At 61.5% G+C, this 17,183-nt stretch carries 12 protein-coding genes; 7 read left to right on the top strand and 5 right to left on the bottom strand.

Going from position 1 to position 17,183, the window contains the following annotated elements; all coding sequences use genetic code 11:
• Position 1 precedes the first annotated feature (1 nt).
• The 3 genes from WI26_RS24385 to WI26_RS24375 form a co-directional block, all read right to left on the bottom strand.
• Positions 2-1,714 carry a M36 family metallopeptidase gene (locus WI26_RS24385; RefSeq protein ID WP_069227461.1) on the bottom strand — a complete coding sequence of 571 codons (1,713 nt, stop codon included), beginning with the start codon at positions 1,712-1,714 and terminating at the stop codon, positions 2-4.
• 479 nt (positions 1,715-2,193) lie between these two features.
• Positions 2,194-3,138: a GlxA family transcriptional regulator gene (locus tag WI26_RS24380; RefSeq protein WP_059466832.1), complete on the bottom strand. Its 945-nt coding sequence runs from the start codon at positions 3,136-3,138 to the stop codon at positions 2,194-2,196.
• 149 nt (positions 3,139-3,287) lie between these two features.
• On the bottom strand, positions 3,288-3,731 hold the full coding sequence (locus tag WI26_RS24375) for a DMT family transporter (protein ID WP_069227857.1): 444 nt from the start codon (positions 3,729-3,731) through the stop codon (positions 3,288-3,290).
• A gap of 47 nt (positions 3,732-3,778) precedes the next feature.
• Between WI26_RS24375 and WI26_RS24370 the strand changes: the two genes are divergently transcribed.
• Both WI26_RS24370 and WI26_RS24365 read left to right on the top strand, forming a co-directional pair.
• Entirely contained in the window at positions 3,779-4,756 is a 978-nt protein-coding gene (locus WI26_RS24370) for a LysR family transcriptional regulator (protein ID WP_236849328.1), read from the top strand.
• 213 nt (positions 4,757-4,969) lie between these two features.
• A complete protein-coding gene (locus WI26_RS24365; protein ID WP_069227459.1) occupies positions 4,970-6,097 on the top strand; it encodes an aminotransferase class V-fold PLP-dependent enzyme in 1,128 nt (375 codons plus the stop codon).
• Positions 6,098-6,270: 173 nt separating this feature from the next.
• Here the strand turns inward: WI26_RS24365 and WI26_RS24360 are convergent, their stop codons facing one another.
• Positions 6,271-8,571 carry an NADP-dependent malic enzyme gene (locus WI26_RS24360; RefSeq protein WP_069227458.1) on the bottom strand — a complete coding sequence of 767 codons (2,301 nt, stop codon included), beginning with the start codon at positions 8,569-8,571 and terminating at the stop codon, positions 6,271-6,273.
• A gap of 136 nt (positions 8,572-8,707) precedes the next feature.
• On the opposite strand from WI26_RS24360, the gene WI26_RS24355 reads away from it, so the two are divergent.
• On the top strand, positions 8,708-9,679 hold the full coding sequence (locus WI26_RS24355; RefSeq protein ID WP_059466824.1) for a LysR substrate-binding domain-containing protein: 972 nt from the start codon (positions 8,708-8,710) through the stop codon (positions 9,677-9,679).
• A gap of 310 nt (positions 9,680-9,989) precedes the next feature.
• On the opposite strand, the gene WI26_RS24350 is transcribed toward WI26_RS24355, so the two are convergent.
• A complete protein-coding gene (locus WI26_RS24350; protein ID WP_155768816.1) occupies positions 9,990-11,762 on the bottom strand; it encodes a hypothetical protein in 1,773 nt (590 codons plus the stop codon).
• 235 nt (positions 11,763-11,997) lie between these two features.
• Between WI26_RS24350 and WI26_RS24345 the strand changes: the two genes are divergently transcribed.
• From WI26_RS24345 to WI26_RS31735, 4 genes are all read left to right on the top strand, one after another.
• Positions 11,998-13,650: an SAVED domain-containing protein gene (locus WI26_RS24345; protein ID WP_069227456.1), complete on the top strand. Its 1,653-nt coding sequence runs from the start codon at positions 11,998-12,000 to the stop codon at positions 13,648-13,650.
• Positions 13,651-13,669: 19 nt separating this feature from the next.
• Positions 13,670-14,884: a nucleotidyltransferase gene (locus WI26_RS24340; RefSeq protein ID WP_069227455.1), complete on the top strand. Its 1,215-nt coding sequence runs from the start codon at positions 13,670-13,672 to the stop codon at positions 14,882-14,884.
• 320 nt (positions 14,885-15,204) lie between these two features.
• Positions 15,205-16,605: a ThiF family adenylyltransferase gene (locus WI26_RS31740; protein WP_236849327.1), complete on the top strand. Its 1,401-nt coding sequence runs from the start codon at positions 15,205-15,207 to the stop codon at positions 16,603-16,605.
• Positions 16,605-17,090, top strand: a complete 486-nt coding sequence (locus WI26_RS31735) for a Mov34/MPN/PAD-1 family protein (protein ID WP_081334342.1) — start codon at positions 16,605-16,607, stop codon at positions 17,088-17,090. The genes WI26_RS31740 and WI26_RS31735 overlap by 1 nt, the downstream gene beginning before the upstream one ends.
• Positions 17,091-17,183: the final 93 nt, after the last annotated feature.

Raw genomic sequence — 17,183 nt, 5'->3', positions numbered from 1 at the left:
ATTACGACTTCTGCGGCACGGTCACGCCGTACGTGCAGCTTTTGTTGTACGCGTTGCCGATCGCCGCGAGCTGCGCGCTGCTGTAGCCGAGCGCGGCGGCGGCCGTCAGCACCGCTTGCGCGGCGGCCTTCTGGTTCGTCGAGCTGTTGGTCATCGACAGCCCTTTCAGGAACGCCTTGTCCATCGCCTGCGCGCCGATCGCGTCGCGCGCGACAAGGTTGCACGATGCCCAGTACTGGCCGGCCGTGTGGATCTCGGCGCCGCGTGCCTGCGCATAGGTGCGCCCGACGTTCCAGTTCGTCACGCGGCCGCCCCAGTATTCGTTGTGGCCGTCCCAGTTGTAGACCCAGTGATACTGCGCGTCGGACGGGCTCCACTGGTTGAAGTCGCGGCTGTACGCGGCGGCGAGATAGTCGCCGGTGCCTTCCGACAGGCCTTCCTGCTGCGACAGGCCGCCATTGGTCACCCAGTCGTGGATGCCGTGCCCGAGCTCGTGGATCACGACGTCCGCATCTTCCGCATCGTCGACACCGCCCTGCCCGAAGGTTAGCCGGCCGCTGCTCGACGAGTACGACGAGTTGTCGTCGCCCGATTCGCCGTGCGGGTCGTACTGCACGCCGCCCGTGTACTGGTACGGCATCGCCTTGATACCGAGCGCCTGGTTCACGTAACGCAGGAACGTGTCGATGTGGTAGTACGCGTTCACCGCCTCGAAATAGAGGTTGCCGCGCGTGAACTCGAAGGCGGGCGTCGCCTGTGCCGGACACGCATTGTCGCGCGGCGCATCGAAATCGACGCACGATGCATACGGGCCCGACAGCACGTAGCGTGAATTCGACTGCGCGAGATCCTTCAGCGTTACGCGTACGCGCGAGGCCGTGAGCTGCGTGGAGTCCGCGTCGTTGTTGTCCTTGTAGCCCGTGCTGCCGTAGCTGCTCTTCGTCGACGAAAGGGGATCCGGCCGGAACACGAAACCCGTGCCGTCGGTCGCATAGAACGCCTTGTCCTCGGCACGCAGCACTTCGCCGCTGCCCGCGTCGATCAACAGTTCCCAGTCGCCTTTCGGGCCGTCCTGCGGACGGCCGCGCACCTTCCATGCGGTATGCGTGCCGGCCTTGTCGACGAACGCGACGAGTTGCGCGTCGAGGTTCGTGAAGCCGACGACGCCGAGATACGCGCGTGCGCGGTCGAGCGCCTGCTGCTGATCGACGGCCTGCGCCTTGCGCGCGGCGGCGACCACGCCGTTGATCGTGTTGCTCGCGACATACAGGATGCGGCCGTCCTTCGCGACCGTCACCGCGATGTCGCTTCCGTATACGGGCAGCCCGGCCGCCTGCTGCTGGAAGCGCACGACGGTGAAATCGGTGTCGTCGCGCTCCGACGTCACCGCGAGGCTCGCGAGCGCGGCCGCGTCGAGCCCGAGCTGCGTCGCCTGCGATGCGACGAAATCACGTGCGGTGGCGGCGGGCGTGGCGGCCGCCTTCTTCGCGCGATATGCGGGGTTGTACAGCGTGACGGCGACGCCGTCCGCGCGGAACTGGCCGGCGGCCGTATCGGCCTTGGCCGCGGCAGGTGCCACGCCGCGCGTCAGGCTTTCGCGCAGGCTCGACGCCTGCGGGTTCGCGACCTTGGTATCGGCCGCGCTGCCGCCGACGATGCCGAAAGCGAGCGCGAGACCCAGGGCGAGCGGCAATGCTTTGCGTGATGTCTGCATACGTGATCCTCATCTCAACGGTTGGACACGCCCGCGCGCTTGTGGCGAGCAGGCACGACACGGCCCGCGCGCCGGCTCGATGGAACCGGTGCGACAAAGCGGTGCAGGGAGATTCGACTGACTAAGGATGACTAAACGTCAGGTCGAAAAGAATCGGAGCGGAAAGGCGGCGGGGAGGCGAACGGCAGGCAGGTGCGGCGACGGCGAAGCGAGTATCGTCATGTCATACCCCTCGGATCGGCATTGATCGTAGTTTGGCAGCCTGCGTGGCACGACAAGCGTCGGGCCCGGGCTCTCATCTCCTTAGGGCTGCCTATCTAATTGCGAGGTATGTTACAGAATATTTTCGATGACATTGCAATTTATTTTCGAAGGCCGCTTCGGTCCTTCGATCAATCGGCGGCATTGTTCAGCGAACGGCGGCAAACGCTGCCGGAGCGCGCAATGGCGCGCCGGATTGTACGCAATAGCGGCGCTGCTCAGCGCGTCGCGCGGCGGTCGCTGCGCGGGCTCACGCCGAAGCGCGAGCGATACGTGCGCGAGAAATGCGATGGCGATTCGAAGCCGCATGCGACGCACACCGACGTGATGCTCATGTCGGTCTGCTGCAGCAGCTCGCGGGCGCGGTCGAGGCGCAGGTTCAGGTAGAAGCGCGTCGGCGTGTCGTTCAGCGTCGCGCTGAACAGTCGTTCGAGCTGGCGCCGCGTGATCGACACGTCCTGCGCGAGCGCGTCCGATCCGAGCGGGCTTTCCATGTGCCGCTGCATCGTGTCGATCACCTGGATCAGCTTGCGGTTGTGCACACCGTAGCGCGCTGCGATCTCGAGCCGCTGACTGTCCGAGCGTTGCCGGATGCGGCTGACGACGAACTGCTCGGAGATCGCCGCCGCGAGATCGGCGCCGTGCCGCCTGCCGATCAGGTCGAGCATCATGTCGATCGACGCGGTGCCGCCCGCACAGGTGATGCGCCGGTCGTCGATCTCGAACAGTTCCTGCGTCGCGTTCAGGCCCGGGTAGCGTTCGCGGAACGCCGCGAGCGCTTCCCAGTGCAGCGTGAGCGTTTGCGATGCATCGAACAGCCCGGCTTCCGCGAGCACGAAGCTGCCGGTGTCGATGCCGCCAAGCGTCGCGCCGTGCCGGTTCTGGCGGCGCAGCCAGTCGCCGAGCGCGCGGTCGTAGCACACGAGCGGATCGAAGCCGGCGACGACGAACACCGTCTCGACCCGCGCGACGTCCGCGTATGCTGCTTCGGCGGCGACCGGGATGCCGTTGCTCGCGGCGACGGGCGCGCCGTCCGCGCTGATCACGTGCCAGCGGTACAGTTCGGTGCGAAAGCGGTTCGCGACGCGCAGCGGCTCGACCGCCGACATGAAGCCGAGTGCGGAGAAGCCGGGCAGCAACAGGAAGTGGAAATCCTCTGGCATCGGGGCGTGGGGTGGAATCGGGTGGTCGTCACGCATGGCGCGGCGCGGCGAGCGGGCAGGTTCGTGCGAGCCGGGCGTTCAACGCCCGATTATCGCGGGTTTTGCCGGTGCTCAGCGCATTTTTGCACCGCGCACCGTCCGGCGTACCGTCATGTGTGAATCAGCACGACGCCGAGGATCAGGCAGGCCGCGCCGGCGATGCGCAATACGCTGACCGGATGCTGTGGTGTGCCGAACAGTCCGAACTGATCGAGAATCAGCGCGCCGACCATTTGCCCGACGACGACCAGCGCGAGCGTCGTGGCCGCACCCAGCCGCGGGACCATCAGGATCGCGACGCCGATAAATACCGCGCCGAAGAATCCGCCCGTCCAGCTGAACCACGATCCGGTTTCGGCGAGCGCGCCTGTCAGGCGCGGCTGCGGCGACAGGAATGCGACCGCCAGCATCGCGACGAGCCCGACGAAGTAGCTGACCGAGCCGGCCCACCACGGGGAAGCGAGTTGTGCGCGGAGGTTGGCGTTGAGCACCTGCTGCAGTGCGACACTCATGCCGGCGGCGACGACGAGGAGATACGACAGTAGGGTAGTCAGCGAAATCATCAAGATCGAACGCTCCTGGAAATACGGCCGAGACGGCGTTGGCGGACCCGCAGCTTTCATTCTGGAGAGCGCTCCGGTATAACGCAAATATCAAATCGGACGCTTATTCATCTCATTTCGGCATGCCATCCCTGAGGCAAATCCACTATTTCCTGACCGTGGCCGATCTCGGCGGATTCACGCCGGCGGCGAGCGCGCTCCATGTCGCGCAGTCGGCACTCAGCCGTCAGGTTGGTCAACTCGAGGACGAGTTGGGGTTCTTGCTGTTCGAGCGTGAGCCGCGCGGTGTCCGGCTCACGCCGGCCGGCGCGATTTATCGCGATCGCGTGGCGTCGATTCCGGCGACGCTGACGGCAGCGGCGGAGGAGGGCGCGCAGTTGGCGCACGGCGAGGCCGGTGTGTTGAGGCTGCTGCATTCGAGCACCATTCCCGTCAGTAGCCTGATGCCGGATCTCGACCGGTTCATGAGCGCGTGTCCCGGCGCGCGCATCGATGTCGATCGCGCGTCGTCAGAGGATCAGGTGCTGGAGATCGCGAATGGCCATGCCGATGTCGGGGTTGTCCGGTTGCCCGTGCTGCGGCGCGATGCGCGGGTTCGCTTCGTCGAGATGGCGGCGGAGCGGTTGTGCGTCGCGGTGCCCGCCGGTCATCCTCTCGCGCGGCAGAAGCGTACGACCATCGCGCGTTTGCGGCGCGAGCCGTTCGTATCGGCGGTGCATCGCGAGGGCGGCGGATTGGCGCGGGTCGTGATCGATCTGTGTCTGAAGCGCGGGTTCGTGCCGGTGACCGCGCGAATCGTTTCGCCGAAGACGTCGATGCTGATTCTCGTTGCCGCCGGACGGGGTATTGCGATCGTGCCGGAGCGGATGGCAGGCCTTTTGTTTGAAGGCGTTGTCTTCGTGCCGATCGCCGATGACGATGCGAAGTCGGTCTGTGCGCTGGTGGTGCCGGTCGAGCCGACGGTGTTGGCGAAGGCTTTCGTCGGGAGCGTGAGGGCGGGGCGCGGCGGCGTTTAGCGGCTTTCCGACAGCATCCAGGCAGCATCCTTCCCCCGCGAACGCGCCTTCGTGCGTGCACCGCACAAAACACCAAAGTCCCCGGCGTCGGACGGCTTTCGTTAGAATCGTTCGTCGTCGAAGCATTCACGCAGATTTGCATGGGCGCGGCGGTGTCGACTCACGAATACCGCTCGTGCCGATCCCATGGTTCATCCTTTACCGGAGGCGAACGTGCCAGGATTACTTCCCGATGTCGACCGCGACGGGCTTCTCGAATATTCGGTGGTGTACACCGACCGGTCGATCAATCACATGTCGCAGCGCTTTCAAGGCGTCATGCGCGATATTTCCGCGGCGCTGAAGAAGGTCTACAACGCGAAGGCCGTTGCGATCGTCCCGGGCAGCGGGACGTTCGGCATGGAAGCCGTTGCGCGCCAATTCGCGACGGACAAGAAGTGCCTGGTCATCCGCAATGGCTGGTTCAGTTTCCGCTGGTCGCAGATTTTCGACATGGGCAGTATTCCCGCCGAGTCGATCGTGTTGAAGGCGCGTCCGGTCGAATCGCGGAGGCAGGCTGCGTTTGCGCCGGCCCCGATCGACGAAGTCGTCGCCGCGATTCGTGAGCACAAGCCGGATCTGGTCTTTGCACCGCACGTCGAAACCGCCTCCGGGATGATGCTGCCCGATAGCTATCTGCGTGCGGTGGCCGACGCCGTGCATGCGGTCGGCGGCATGTTCGTGCTGGATTGCATCGCGTCCGGAACGATCTGGGTCGACATGGAGGCGAGCGGCGTCGACGTGCTGATCAGCGCGCCGCAAAAGGGCTGGAGCGCGTCGCCTGGCTGTGCGCTGGTGATGATGAGTCCGCTTGCGCGCGAGCGAATCGATGCGACCACCAGCACGAGTTTCGCGTGCGACCTGCGCAAGTGGCTGCAGATCATGGAAGCGTACGAGAACGGCGGGTTCGCGTACCACGCGACGATGCCGACCGACAGCCTCGCGACGTTGCGCGATGTCATCAAGGAAACGGAGGCGTATGGCTTCGCCAAGGTGAGGGCGGAACAGCTCGAGCTCGGCGCGCGGGTTCGTGCGTTGCTGGCGGAGAAGGGGTTTCGGAGCGTGGCGGCGGAAGGCTTCGAGGCGCCGGGGGTTGTCGTGTGCTACACGGACGATGACGATATCCGGTCGGGCAAGAAATTCGCCGATGTCGGAATGCAGATTGCGGCCGGCGTGCCGTTGCAGTGCGACGAGCCGGCAGATTTCAAGACCTTCCGCATCGGCTTGTTCGGTCTTGACAAGCTGCATGATGTCGACGCGGCGGTCGGGAGGTTTGCTGGTGCGTTGGAGCGGGTTCGGTAGGGCGCATTTTCGATCGACCGAGGTCGGAAGCCACCATACTTGACTGATGCTTCCGACCCACACCAGCCGACGTCCTGGTGGAGACTGGTCGGCGGATCGTCGAGTCGTATTCCCTCCGATTCACCGACCATCGCGCCTCGCGGACACTGCATCGTGTTGTTACCGACGACCAATCATCCCGCCGCGTTCCGATTCGCCTCGATCACCGTCAACGCCGTCATGTTCACGATCCGCCGCACGGTCGCGCTGGACGTGAGAATGTTCACCGGCCCGTTGACCCCGAGGAGGAACGGCCCCACCGCCACGTTGCTACCCGCTTCGGTCTTGAGCAGGTTATAGGCGATATTCCCCGCATCGACGTTCGGACACACGAGCAGGTTTGCCGCGCCCTTCAGCGGCGACATCGGCAGCAGTCGCGCGCGCAGCGCCTCGTCGAGCGCACAGTCGCCGTGCATTTCGCCATCCGCCTCGATATCCGGCGCGTGCGTGCGAATGATTTCCAGGGCCTTTCGCATTTTCACGCCCGAAGCTGCGCTCCCCGACCCGAAGTTCGACCGCGACAGCAACGCAACCTTTGGCGAGAGATTCAGCCACTCCATCTGCCGCGCGGCCGCGATCGTGAATTCCGCGATCTGCTCCGCATCCGGGTTGTCGTTGACGTGCGTATCGACCAGCGCGACCGTCCGCTGATTGAGCAGCAGGATGTTCATCGCCGCATAGGTCGACGCATCGGGCTTCTTGCCGATCACTTCATCGACGAACCTCAGGTGATTGTGATACTCGCCGACCGTCCCGCAGATCATCCCGTCCGCATCGCCGAGCCGCACCATCATCGCGCCGATCAGCGTGAGGCGGCGTCGCATTTCGACGCGTGCCATTTCCTTCGAGATGCCGTCGCGGCAGCGCAATTCCCAATACGTCGTCCAGTATTGCGGGAAGCGTTCGTCATATTCCGGATTGGTCACTTCGACATCCTGGCCGAGACGCAGGCGCAGGCCGAACCGCTCGATACGCGCGAGCAGCACCTCCGGACGCCCGACCAGGATCGGACGCGCGAGCTTCTCGTCGACGATCACCTGCACCGCGCGCAACACGCGCTCGTCTTCGCCCTCGGTGAACACGATGCGTGCCTTGCCGCCGTCACGCACGAGCTGACGCGCGGTCGCGAACAGCGGCTTCATGAACGCGCCCGAGTGGTAGACGAACTGCTGCAGCTGCTCGACATATGCGTCGAGATCCGCGATCGGGCGCGTCGCCACGCCGCCTTCGATCGCGGCCTTGGCCACGGCCGGCGCGATACGCACGATCAGGCGCGGATCGAACGGCTTCGGAATCAGGTATTGCGGGCCGAAGGACACTTCATCGCCGCCATAGGCCGCCGCGACGATGTCGTTCTGCTCTTCCTGTGCGAGGCCGGCGATCGCGTGAACCGCGGCGATTTCCATCTCGCGGGTGATCGTCGTTGCGCCCACATCCAGTGCGCCACGGAAAATGTACGGGAAGCACAGAACGTTGTTGACCTGGTTCGGGAAATCGGAGCGGCCCGTCGCGATCACGACGTCGTCACGCGTCGCATGCGCGAGTTCCGGGAAGATTTCCGGCGTCGGGTTGGCGAGCGCGAGAATCAGCGGACGCGCGGCCATCGCCTTCAGCATCTCCGGTTTCAGAATGCCGCCGACCGACAACCCGAGGAACACGTCGGCGCCTCCGATCACGTCGGACAGCGTGCGCGAGTCGGTTTCCTGCGCGAAGCGTTCCTTGGCCGGGTCCATCAACGTGGTGCGGCCGCGATAGACCACCCCTTCGATATCCGTTGCCCAGATGTTCGCGACCGGCAGCCCGAGGTCGACGAGCAGGTCCAGGCACGCGAGCGCCGCGGCGCCGGCGCCCGACGTCACGACCTTCACCTCGGAAATCGACTTTCCGACCACCTTCAGCCCGTTGATGAACGCGGCGGCGACCGTGATGGCGGTGCCGTGCTGGTCGTCGTGAAAGACGGGGATCTTCATGCGTTCGCGCAGCTTGCGCTCGACGGTGAAGCACTCCGGCGCCTTGATGTCCTCGAGGTTGATCCCGCCGAAGGTGGGCTCGAGGCCGGCGATGATGTCGACGAGCTTGTCCGGATCGGTCTCGTTGATCTCGATGTCGAATACGTCGATCCCGGCGAACTTCTTGAACAGCACGGCCTTGCCTTCCATGACCGGCTTCGACGCGAGCGCGCCGATGTTGCCCAGACCCAGCACGGCGGTGCCGTTGGTGATGACGCCCACCAGATTCCCGCGGCTCGTGAAGCGATGCGCGTTCAGCGGCTCGGCGGCGATCGACTCGCACACGCTGGCGACGCCGGGCGTGTAGGCGAGCGCGAGATCGCGCTGCGTCACGAGCGGCTTGCTGGCGACGACGGAGATCTTCCCCGGGGTCGGAAACTCGTGATAGTCGTATGCGGCCTGCTGCTGAGTCTCTGTCTGTTTCATGTTTTTTGGGTCCGGGCATGCGCGCCAGGCCAGTCCCGACGCGATCCATGAGGTGATTCTAGGGATCGGCCATAAGGAGATGATTCTGTTTTAATATCGGCCCATCACTTTTTCATGATGGTATGGCGGTCCGGCAATGACATTCGACGCGAACGACGTGGTCCGGCGGCTCGGCGCGCGGCTGAAGATGCGGCACCTGATGCTGTTGCTGCAGATCCAGCAGCACGGGTCGCTGACGCGCGTGGCGGAGCACATGGCCAGCAGCCAGCCCGCCGTGACGAACGCGCTGTCCGAGCTGGAAAGCATGTTCGGCACGCCGCTGTTCGAGCGCTCGTCGCGCGGGATGCGGCCGACCGCGCTCGGTTCGGTCGTGCTCGAGCGCGCCAGGGCGATGCTGAAGGACCTCGACCATCTCGCCCGCGAGATGGAAGCGGTCGCCGCCGGCCACGCGGCCCATCTGCATATCGGCGTGATCCCGTTTATTTCGGGCCAGATGCTATCGGCCGCGCTCAAGCGGCTGCAGTCGAGGATGGAAAGGCGCCTGACCGTGACGATTCACGAAGGCACCAGCGATCAGCTGCTGCTCCAGCTCAAGGATCACAGCGTGGATCTCGTGATCGGGCGGGCGTCGTCGGCGGTCGAGCTGGGGCCGGTCTCCTTCGAAGTCCTTTACCAGCAGCAGCCGCGGATGATCGCGAGCCGTCGCCTGGCCGCGAAACTGGCCCGCATGAAACTCGACTGGGAGAAGCTGCGCGCGCTCGACTGGATTCTCGGCGCGCCGCATACGCCGATGCGCGAGCAGGTAACCGATCTGTTCCTGTCGGCCGGCATCGCGCCGCCCGTGCCGATCGTCGAAAGCTACTCGTCGAAGCTGATCGGCGAAATGATCGCGTCGAGCGACGACGCGGTGTCGATCGTGCCGGCCGATATCGCGGAAGAGATGGTGCGCATCGCCGGCGTGGCGATCGTGCCTTACTCGCTGGTCTGGACGCTGCCGCCCATCGCGCTGTTTACCCGCGCCGGCGAATCGCATGCGCCGACGCGGGATCTGCTCGTTCAGGCGCTGCGCGAGATCTGCAGGGAAACCTACGTCGAAGTGCCGCGATAACGCGTCGGGCGCCGGCCCGCCACCGGTCCGGCCGGAATCGGCGCCACGCCTGTTGCGGCTGTTGCTTTCGATTAGATGCGGATACGACATTTGATTAGTTCGGGATATGTCGGTTACATCCTTATATATCAATGGGTTGCATCGGGTGCTGAGTCGGGCGATGAGGGACAACATCACAAGGAAAACGCTCGTCATCCCTTTGAAGTGGAATTTTGATTAGATGTGGATACAGGTGCTTCCCATGCGGCACCATGCCGATCAGAAATGCGACCCAATGCGAGCACCAGCGCTAGCAATGGCGTTCGCACGACTACAGATCGACCCCGGCCTTCTTCAAAGCCAGAAGGGCCGACGCCCGAAATGGCGTCTTGTTGGTGCCTCTTGATTGGCTATGCTTGAACGCTTCAATCATGTCGGGGTGTAGCGTTTCAAGCTCAACGACATGTCCGACGACGTGTCGGATCTTGGACAGCGTGTCACGAAGCCACTCATCGAAGTCCGTTTCCGGCGCCAGGACTGCAACTAGTCCTCGAAAGCGTTCGGCTTCCTCGTCAATCCTGTCCTTGCCAACCCGAGACTGCTTCACGCGGCGTTCGATTTCGAGCACATAGACCGTTTTGTTTTCCAGCGTCTTCGGGACAGTGGCGTCTATGCGCAGGACAAGTATTCCGCGGGGCGATTCGGTCTTGACGTCCCTCGTCACCCAACTACGTATGTCCGGCTTGACGTCTTCTTTTTCCGCAAAGGGCTTGAACGCAATGAGTTCGGGCGGACTGCTACTTATGAAACCGCGTTCGGCGTGCAGCCATTGAACACGACGCAGGTGTCTAGGGTGCTCAGATTGAAGGGTCTGCAGTGCCCTCCACATTTCCAACAATGTGCCATGAGCCATCACCATGCGATGTAGCTCGAGAACGTCGGGTACCTCTGGGGAAACAAGTTGAACGCCAGGCCCAACTGGACCGTCTGATGGCAAAACGATACTCGATTGCCGCTCAAAAACCGTTGTGATGTCGCGCGTCGATCGGACGGGGAAGCGGTCCCGTTTGGGATCGCGCTTTTCGGGCTGAGCATTACCGAAGCTATGCGCATCGCTTGGGACGTGGACCTTTAGCTTCGAATCGGGTGAAAGGGTAAAGCTCTGACGTCCCTCGTAAGCTTGGTCGCTGCTCAGGTCGTCCTCAGATCGGCTGATTTCGTCTTTTTTCGTCTTCACCGCGACGATCCCAGGACCAGAAGGCGCATCTAACAGGTCCATGCGTAACGCGAGGAACGTTTTTCCTTCACGGATCCATAGGCCTTGCGCAGCGACTGGAACGCTACCTGAAAACCAAGGAGTGACGCGGGGGAAGATTATCTTGTTGCTTTTGCTTTCGAACACACACTGGTCCGCTATCGACTTTGCTGCGTGCCGAGCATCGGCAGAGTGGACAATGTGCCCGAGGAACGCTCTGTCACCATCCTGCATTCGCTCGGTCGGGCGGATTACCCATTTCCCTTCTGCGTTGATTTCGGGCGTCATGTTAGCCAAAAACAACGCCGTGGCTGCGTCCCACGGTCTACTGGTCAGGGCGCGTGGTATCAGTTCCGATATGCCATAGCACCGGAGGAGGAACTCCATGCACGGGACGAGCAAGGTGCGGTTGTTTGAAAGGGTGAACTCGAGCAACCAGCTGCGCTCCACGCGTTCATCTTTGCTGGAGGCTCGGTATCGGCCATTCAATGGCGCTGGCCGTCCGTCCCGTGTCTCGGTGAGCGGGGAGAGAACGCGCCACTGGCCGGGCGAAAAGTCGACGTCGACTTTTCCGAACTCATCGTATCGGACGTCGCCCACGTGCCGCATGTTTTGCCAGACTGACCCGATGCGCAGTGCGCGCAGATGGCTGAACGACACCATTTTGTGGAATGGTTGCGCGCTTGGTTCATCCAGCTGTTGGAACGAAACAGCGACTTTTCGGGTGTTCTCACCAACGAATTTGGGCGATATCCCACCATAACCCAAAACAGCAATTGGGTACTTGGTATCAGGAATTCCCGGTATCAGGTCGGAGTGCCCGGTGTTCCGTGACCAATCAAAATGCATGCGCTACATCCTCAAGTAACGATTTGGACATCGTTGTGGCGATGGAAAACGTTTGCGAGCTTGTCCGCTAAATCAAATATCCGGTTAAACAGTCGATTCGAGCTAGGTCTCCGGCTCAAATCTCGGAGCGAGAGCCGCAATCCATGCTCCAGAGCAGCGTTGTCTGCTAACGCTGAAGCATTGCATGTTTTGCAAAGTTACTATATGTTGTGTTAAATCGTCAAAATTTCTTGAAATGGCACAACATGTTGATTCGGTGGGGCGGTCGCCGCAGCCGGAGGACGGGGTTGAGCGGAGTGGCGACATTTCTCGAGGGCTTCCGGACCCGGAACTTGCCGAGGCGCTACAGAAAGTTGTCTCGCAGTCCGATGTCATCGTATTGATGGCGGACAAGCTACGCGTGGCGGCTGCGATGAAGACCGGGCCGCAGGCTCCATGGCGGTTTGGCCCGAGCGGTGATTTCGCGGCGAACTCTCGCGCGGTAGTTGACGCTAATAGACGGAAGTTCAAGTGGCTTGAGGTGGATTCGTTGGAGGCGGGACTCGTATCTATTGAGGCTGCCGCAACCTATCGCAGGGTAGATGTTGACCGCTGGGCCGCACGGCGCGATGAGCTTACCGGGTTTGTCAAACCCAAGAGGCGCGAAGGCGGCAGAACGGGAGAGATTCCGCCAGAAGTGCGCAAGCTCGTTGGAGGACAGGCGGGATGGCACTGTCAATTTGAAGGGTGCGGCGAAAACCTGTCGATGCATGCTTCTACGAATACGGCAGGCAACTACAGCTACTTCGCTCACATTGTCGCGTCATCGAAGGATGGTCCGCGCGGCGATGAAACGCTCTCGGAGCGATTGGCCGAGAGCGCCGATAACGTGATGCTGCTGTGTGATAAATGTCACCGGCTCATTGATCGTGTTTCTCCTGAGGAGTATTCCGTGGAGAAACTGAAGGCGATGCGTGAGTCCAATATTGCGCAGGTCGCAAGATTATTCAGCAGTCTCCGCTATCCGGCTTCGGACATGATCGTCATTGGCGGCAACATTGCGGGTCAGACGGTTCAGTTTGATCAGCGACGTGCTGAAGATGCTATGCGTATCATGAAGGTGCGGCCGCTGGATCCGAGACCTCATTGGTTTGCGTACAACGGCAACGAGCAGGGGGATGGCACGGCGATTCATTATTGGGAATCGCTCTTCGATCAGCTCGCTCGGACGGAGATACCGCTGCTTCAGGCGCGCCTCGATGGATCGACCCATGGTGGGGCTCGCGCCGACGTGATTTCAGTCTTCCCGCTCCACACCATGTCCGTGTTAGCGCTCGGTGGACGTCTCATCGGGGAGGCCCGCACGGTCGAATTGTTCCAGTTTGAACGCAATGCAGTAGGGGGACAGTGGGTTTGGCCTGCTGACAGTGAACCGCCTCTAAGCGATAAGTATTCGGTGACGGTTCATCGCGCTCCCCGCCCTGATGAACGCGAGGCGGTACTGCTTGTCAGCTTGACGGACCGGGTGCCGCCCGAGGAACTACCTTCGACGTTTCATCAGGACGGGCGATGGAGGCTGCCAGTCGTCGAGGTCACGGTCCCGGCGCCTTCTCGTAGCGTTATTGGACATCGAGACGATCTCGTGCTGGTCGGCAAAGCGTTCGACCATGCGCTGCAGCGACTGCAGGACCAGTGGAGGGTTGACCGTATCCACTGCATTCCGATTGCGCCGGCGGCAGCTTGCGTCAGGTTGGGCCAGAAACTGCAGAGCCGACATCAAAGTCGAGTTGTGTTTTACGAAAGGGCGAGGACCTCAGATGGAAGCCGTGGTCAGTTCTTGCCAACAATCGAGATCGCCTCGTCCTATGTAAAGAACGTCAGGACAGGACGCGAAGTGTCGCTAATGTAGCAATGAGTGAGACCAATACATGAATAGCAAACGCACGCTTGCAAAGGCCTTCATGGAGAAGGCAGCTGCCGACCAGGAAGCTCGACAATGGGAAGAGTTGATGGTGCAACTGCTGTCGAAACTCGAGTTAAGTGAGGAGGAAAGGGACCGTGCCGTTGCTCACTATGGGCTGCTCGCGAAACAGGTCGCGCGGAAACTCGGTGTAGGCGAAACCGATGTGCATATCGTCGTCCAAGGTTCGATGCGCACGCAAACCACCGTTGCGCCGCGAGGAAACGAAAAGTTTGACCTCGACATTGTTGTGAAGCTGGGTGGCGAACACTTCATTGGAATCGATCCCGATCAGTTTTTTACTGACTTCGGTGACGCCCTGCGCGGCCTCAACGATGCTGCCGGCGACCCGAAACCGAAGCCTCGTTGCTGGCGTCTTCAGTATGTGAACGAGCCGTTTTACTTCGACGTCACCCCGGCTCTGCCGGATAGCTTCGGGATCACAGGCACTGACCTGCGTGTACGCGATCCAGAGACAGGCTGGAGCCCGTCAAACCCTGAAGAGTTCGCAGACTGGTTCTGTGAGGCTGCGAACCAGAAGTTCGTGTTCCAGAGGATGCTCAAGGCCGCAATGGACGCAGCACATCAAATTGATGATGTGCCTGAGAATCCCGTGGCAATCGACGACATACTGCGCCGAACTCTGCAGCTCATCAAACTACACCGCGATTTGATGTATCGGGGCGCCTCGGATGAGGTAAAGGAAGGCAAGCCCATCTCGGTTGTCCTCGTGACGCTCGCTACGTGGGCGTACAAGACAGTCTACCAGGATCGCCATATGTACTCGAATGCCATCGAAGTGCTTCTTGATGTGGTCGAGCGAATGCCTGACTTCATTGAGTTCGACGGCGAGCGCTACAGCGTGCGCAACCCGCGGCATGAAGATGAAAACTTCGCCGAGCGCTGGAACGAGGATGACGGCAAACGGGCGAGAGCCTTCTATAGTTGGCACAAGCAGCTTCAGGCTGATCTCGCTGCGCTGTTTTCGGATTCATACTCACGCAGCAATGAGGAGCGTGTCCGGAAGATCTTTGGGCAGCACGGCGTTGACGCCTGGAAAGCGAGCATCGCGCCGGCGGCCACGGGATTGCTCAATTCGCTGATGAAATCCGTCCCGGGCGGCGAACGTCGTGAACCGGTGACGCCGGTACCATCCGGTAGCAAAAAAGACACTCTCGCATGAGCGCAGAAGAACACGTGGCGCCATTCGCAGGCCAAGTGGCGGCAGTGGTGCAATGGTTGGATGGTGAAGGGGCAGCATTCCTAAGTCGTGTGGGGGCACGCCCTAGCGCGACTCACACGTGGGAATTCGACCTGCAGCATCCCGTTTTACGGGGTCACACACGCGTCAAGCTCATTTTGCCGCGAGGATTTCCCACGCGAGCACCTCGCATTATGGTCGACAAGGCACTATGCCTGGTCCTTCCGCATGTGGAAGAAACGGGAGCCGTATGCCTCGGAAAGCTCAACGAGTCCCTCGCATACACGCAACCGGAGTACGCCGTGCATGATGTCCTCAAGGCCTTTGACTCCTTCCTTGACAGGTGTACCGATATTGCATGGGTGACGGATGAGTTTGAGCGAGAGGCCGTGGCTTACTGGAATCGTTTCTGCGAGTTCAGCGCGAAACGAAAAATGCGTGGCCGCATTCGTCAGTTCCTCAACGCCTTAGGTCGCGTCGACTCGATTGTCGAAGGTCAGGTCGCCGTCTATCAGACGGGCCTTATAGGTGTAGCGACCGGGCCCAACGTTGACCCAAACTTTCTCGCGCGCAGGCATAAGCTTTCATGCGGCACTCTCGAGTTGGCTCGTGCGGCGTTCATCCCGCTGCCGGCATCCATATGCTGGACACCAGCAAATTGGCCTCGAACATTCGATGATCTAACTCGACTGGCATACAAGGCGACGGACGGCGAATTCGATCTGAGGGCTTGGTGCTCGACGGATCCCGGGCGCGCTCCGGCGGGATTTGTTGTCTTGACCGCCGCAAACGCAGCGTTTGCGTATCAACTCACACCTCCACTAGTGCCCAAGCTCGACTTGCCGGATGTTATGCCCCTTGAGGTGACGCGCATCGATCCGGACTGGGCGCTTGTGCGCGATCAGCGCCTCGAGCGGATCGAACGGCGCCGAACGAAGCGGCTTCTCGTTCTGGGCTGTGGGTCGCTTGGCGCGCCGCTCGCGATAGGGCTTGCGAAAGCGGGCATCCAGCGCGTGACGCTCGTCGATATGGATGACGTGATGCCGGAAAATGTTTCCAGACATCCGCTGGGAATGCGTGCTCTTTTCAAGCATAAGGCTGTCGAACTCGCAGATCAGTTGAACGCCGATATCCCCGGTGTCGTTGTCAAGGGCCATTACGCGATGGCAGCCGATTGGATTCTCGCTCAGTGCCGACCGGGTGACTTTGATTTGGTGGTTGATTGCACTGGAGAGGAGAGTGTCCGTCGGTTTCTTAGTGAGGTACGCAACACCACACTCGCCGGCACGCCCATCATTCATGCATGGATGGAGCCGTACTGCGCGGCGTCGCACGTCGTTCTCGTCGATAGAGACACAACCTGGCCCGTCGATGATCCTGTCCTTCGGATCCATGTAGCAGAATGGCATGAGGAAACGAAAATCGTGCTGCCGGCTTGCAACTCAGGTTTCCACGAATATGGTCCGGCCGATGTTTCCCAAGTTGCAGCAACCGCCTGCGAGTGCGTCCTCGGTGTCTTGGACGCAGAAGTACCACAGCAGTCGAAAATCTGGTCAGTTGTTCGCTCGAGCGCATATTTCGCATCGCTCGATGTCAAAGTCAATCCGGGTCCCCTGGTACCTCTATCCGACGACGCCTTTTGTTCCGTGCGGCTGACACGTGGTTTCAATGACGTTCTTGGCACACGAGGGACTGCGCAGTGATGCGTTTTGCACTGCCACGAGCCGAATGGGAACTGGTGCTGGAAGACGGTGTTCTGCGAACGCTATATTCGCGTGTTCAGAACGGCCGCCGTTGCACGGAAAGCGTTGGCCAACTGTATTCCCCTTCACTTTCGTCACCAGAGGTAGTTGTCCACATCGCAACAGTGCTGAAACCAAAGTCGGTATCTCGGGCGAACGTCGTCATAGATCGAGCTCGCGCCGATGCCGAGCGCTCGACGATGTTTGACGCCGGAATGCATTGCATAGGCCTGTGGCATACGCATCCTGAACCGCATCCGTACCCGTCCTCGGCCGATCTAAAACTGGCCGAGGACGATGCACAGGCCGCAGGGGCGGCGGGACTTGCAGGTATTGTATTTATCATTGTTGGTACGGCGCCTTTCCCTAAGGGGCTCTACGTGGGCGTCCACGACGGCACGACGATACATCGCGCGTTGCCGATTTCGCCGGCATCCGGTGAGTGACGACTCCTCTCATCGACGTGTTAGCGCGAGAAGGCGCGACTCGCATGAATCGATGGACCCTGAACCCCTCGCTTTTCAAACGGATACGCTTCG

This window comes from Burkholderia diffusa, from assembly GCF_001718315.1.
Lineage (GTDB): Bacteria > Pseudomonadota > Gammaproteobacteria > Burkholderiales > Burkholderiaceae > Burkholderia > Burkholderia diffusa_B.
This window is presented reverse-complemented; position numbering and strand designations above follow the sequence as displayed.

Excerpts from the sequence above, each read along its gene's own strand:
- WI26_RS24385 (WP_069227461.1), bottom strand. The coding sequence starts at position 1,714 with ATGCAGACATCACGCAAAGCATTGCCGCTCGCCCTGGGTCTCGCGCTC.
- WI26_RS24380 (WP_059466832.1), bottom strand. The coding sequence starts at position 3,138 with ATGCCAGAGGATTTCCACTTCCTGTTGCTGCCCGGCTTCTCCGCACTC.
- WI26_RS24360 (WP_069227458.1), bottom strand. The coding sequence starts at position 8,571 with ATGAAACAGACAGAGACTCAGCAGCAGGCCGCATACGACTATCACGAG.
- WI26_RS24355 (WP_059466824.1), top strand. The coding sequence starts at position 8,708 with ATGACATTCGACGCGAACGACGTGGTCCGGCGGCTCGGCGCGCGGCTG.
- WI26_RS24350 (WP_155768816.1), bottom strand. The coding sequence starts at position 11,762 with ATGCATTTTGATTGGTCACGGAACACCGGGCACTCCGACCTGATACCG.
- WI26_RS24345 (WP_069227456.1), top strand. The coding sequence starts at position 11,998 with ATGGCACAACATGTTGATTCGGTGGGGCGGTCGCCGCAGCCGGAGGAC.
- WI26_RS24340 (WP_069227455.1), top strand. The coding sequence starts at position 13,670 with ATGAATAGCAAACGCACGCTTGCAAAGGCCTTCATGGAGAAGGCAGCT.
- WI26_RS31735 (WP_081334342.1), top strand. The coding sequence starts at position 16,605 with ATGCGTTTTGCACTGCCACGAGCCGAATGGGAACTGGTGCTGGAAGAC.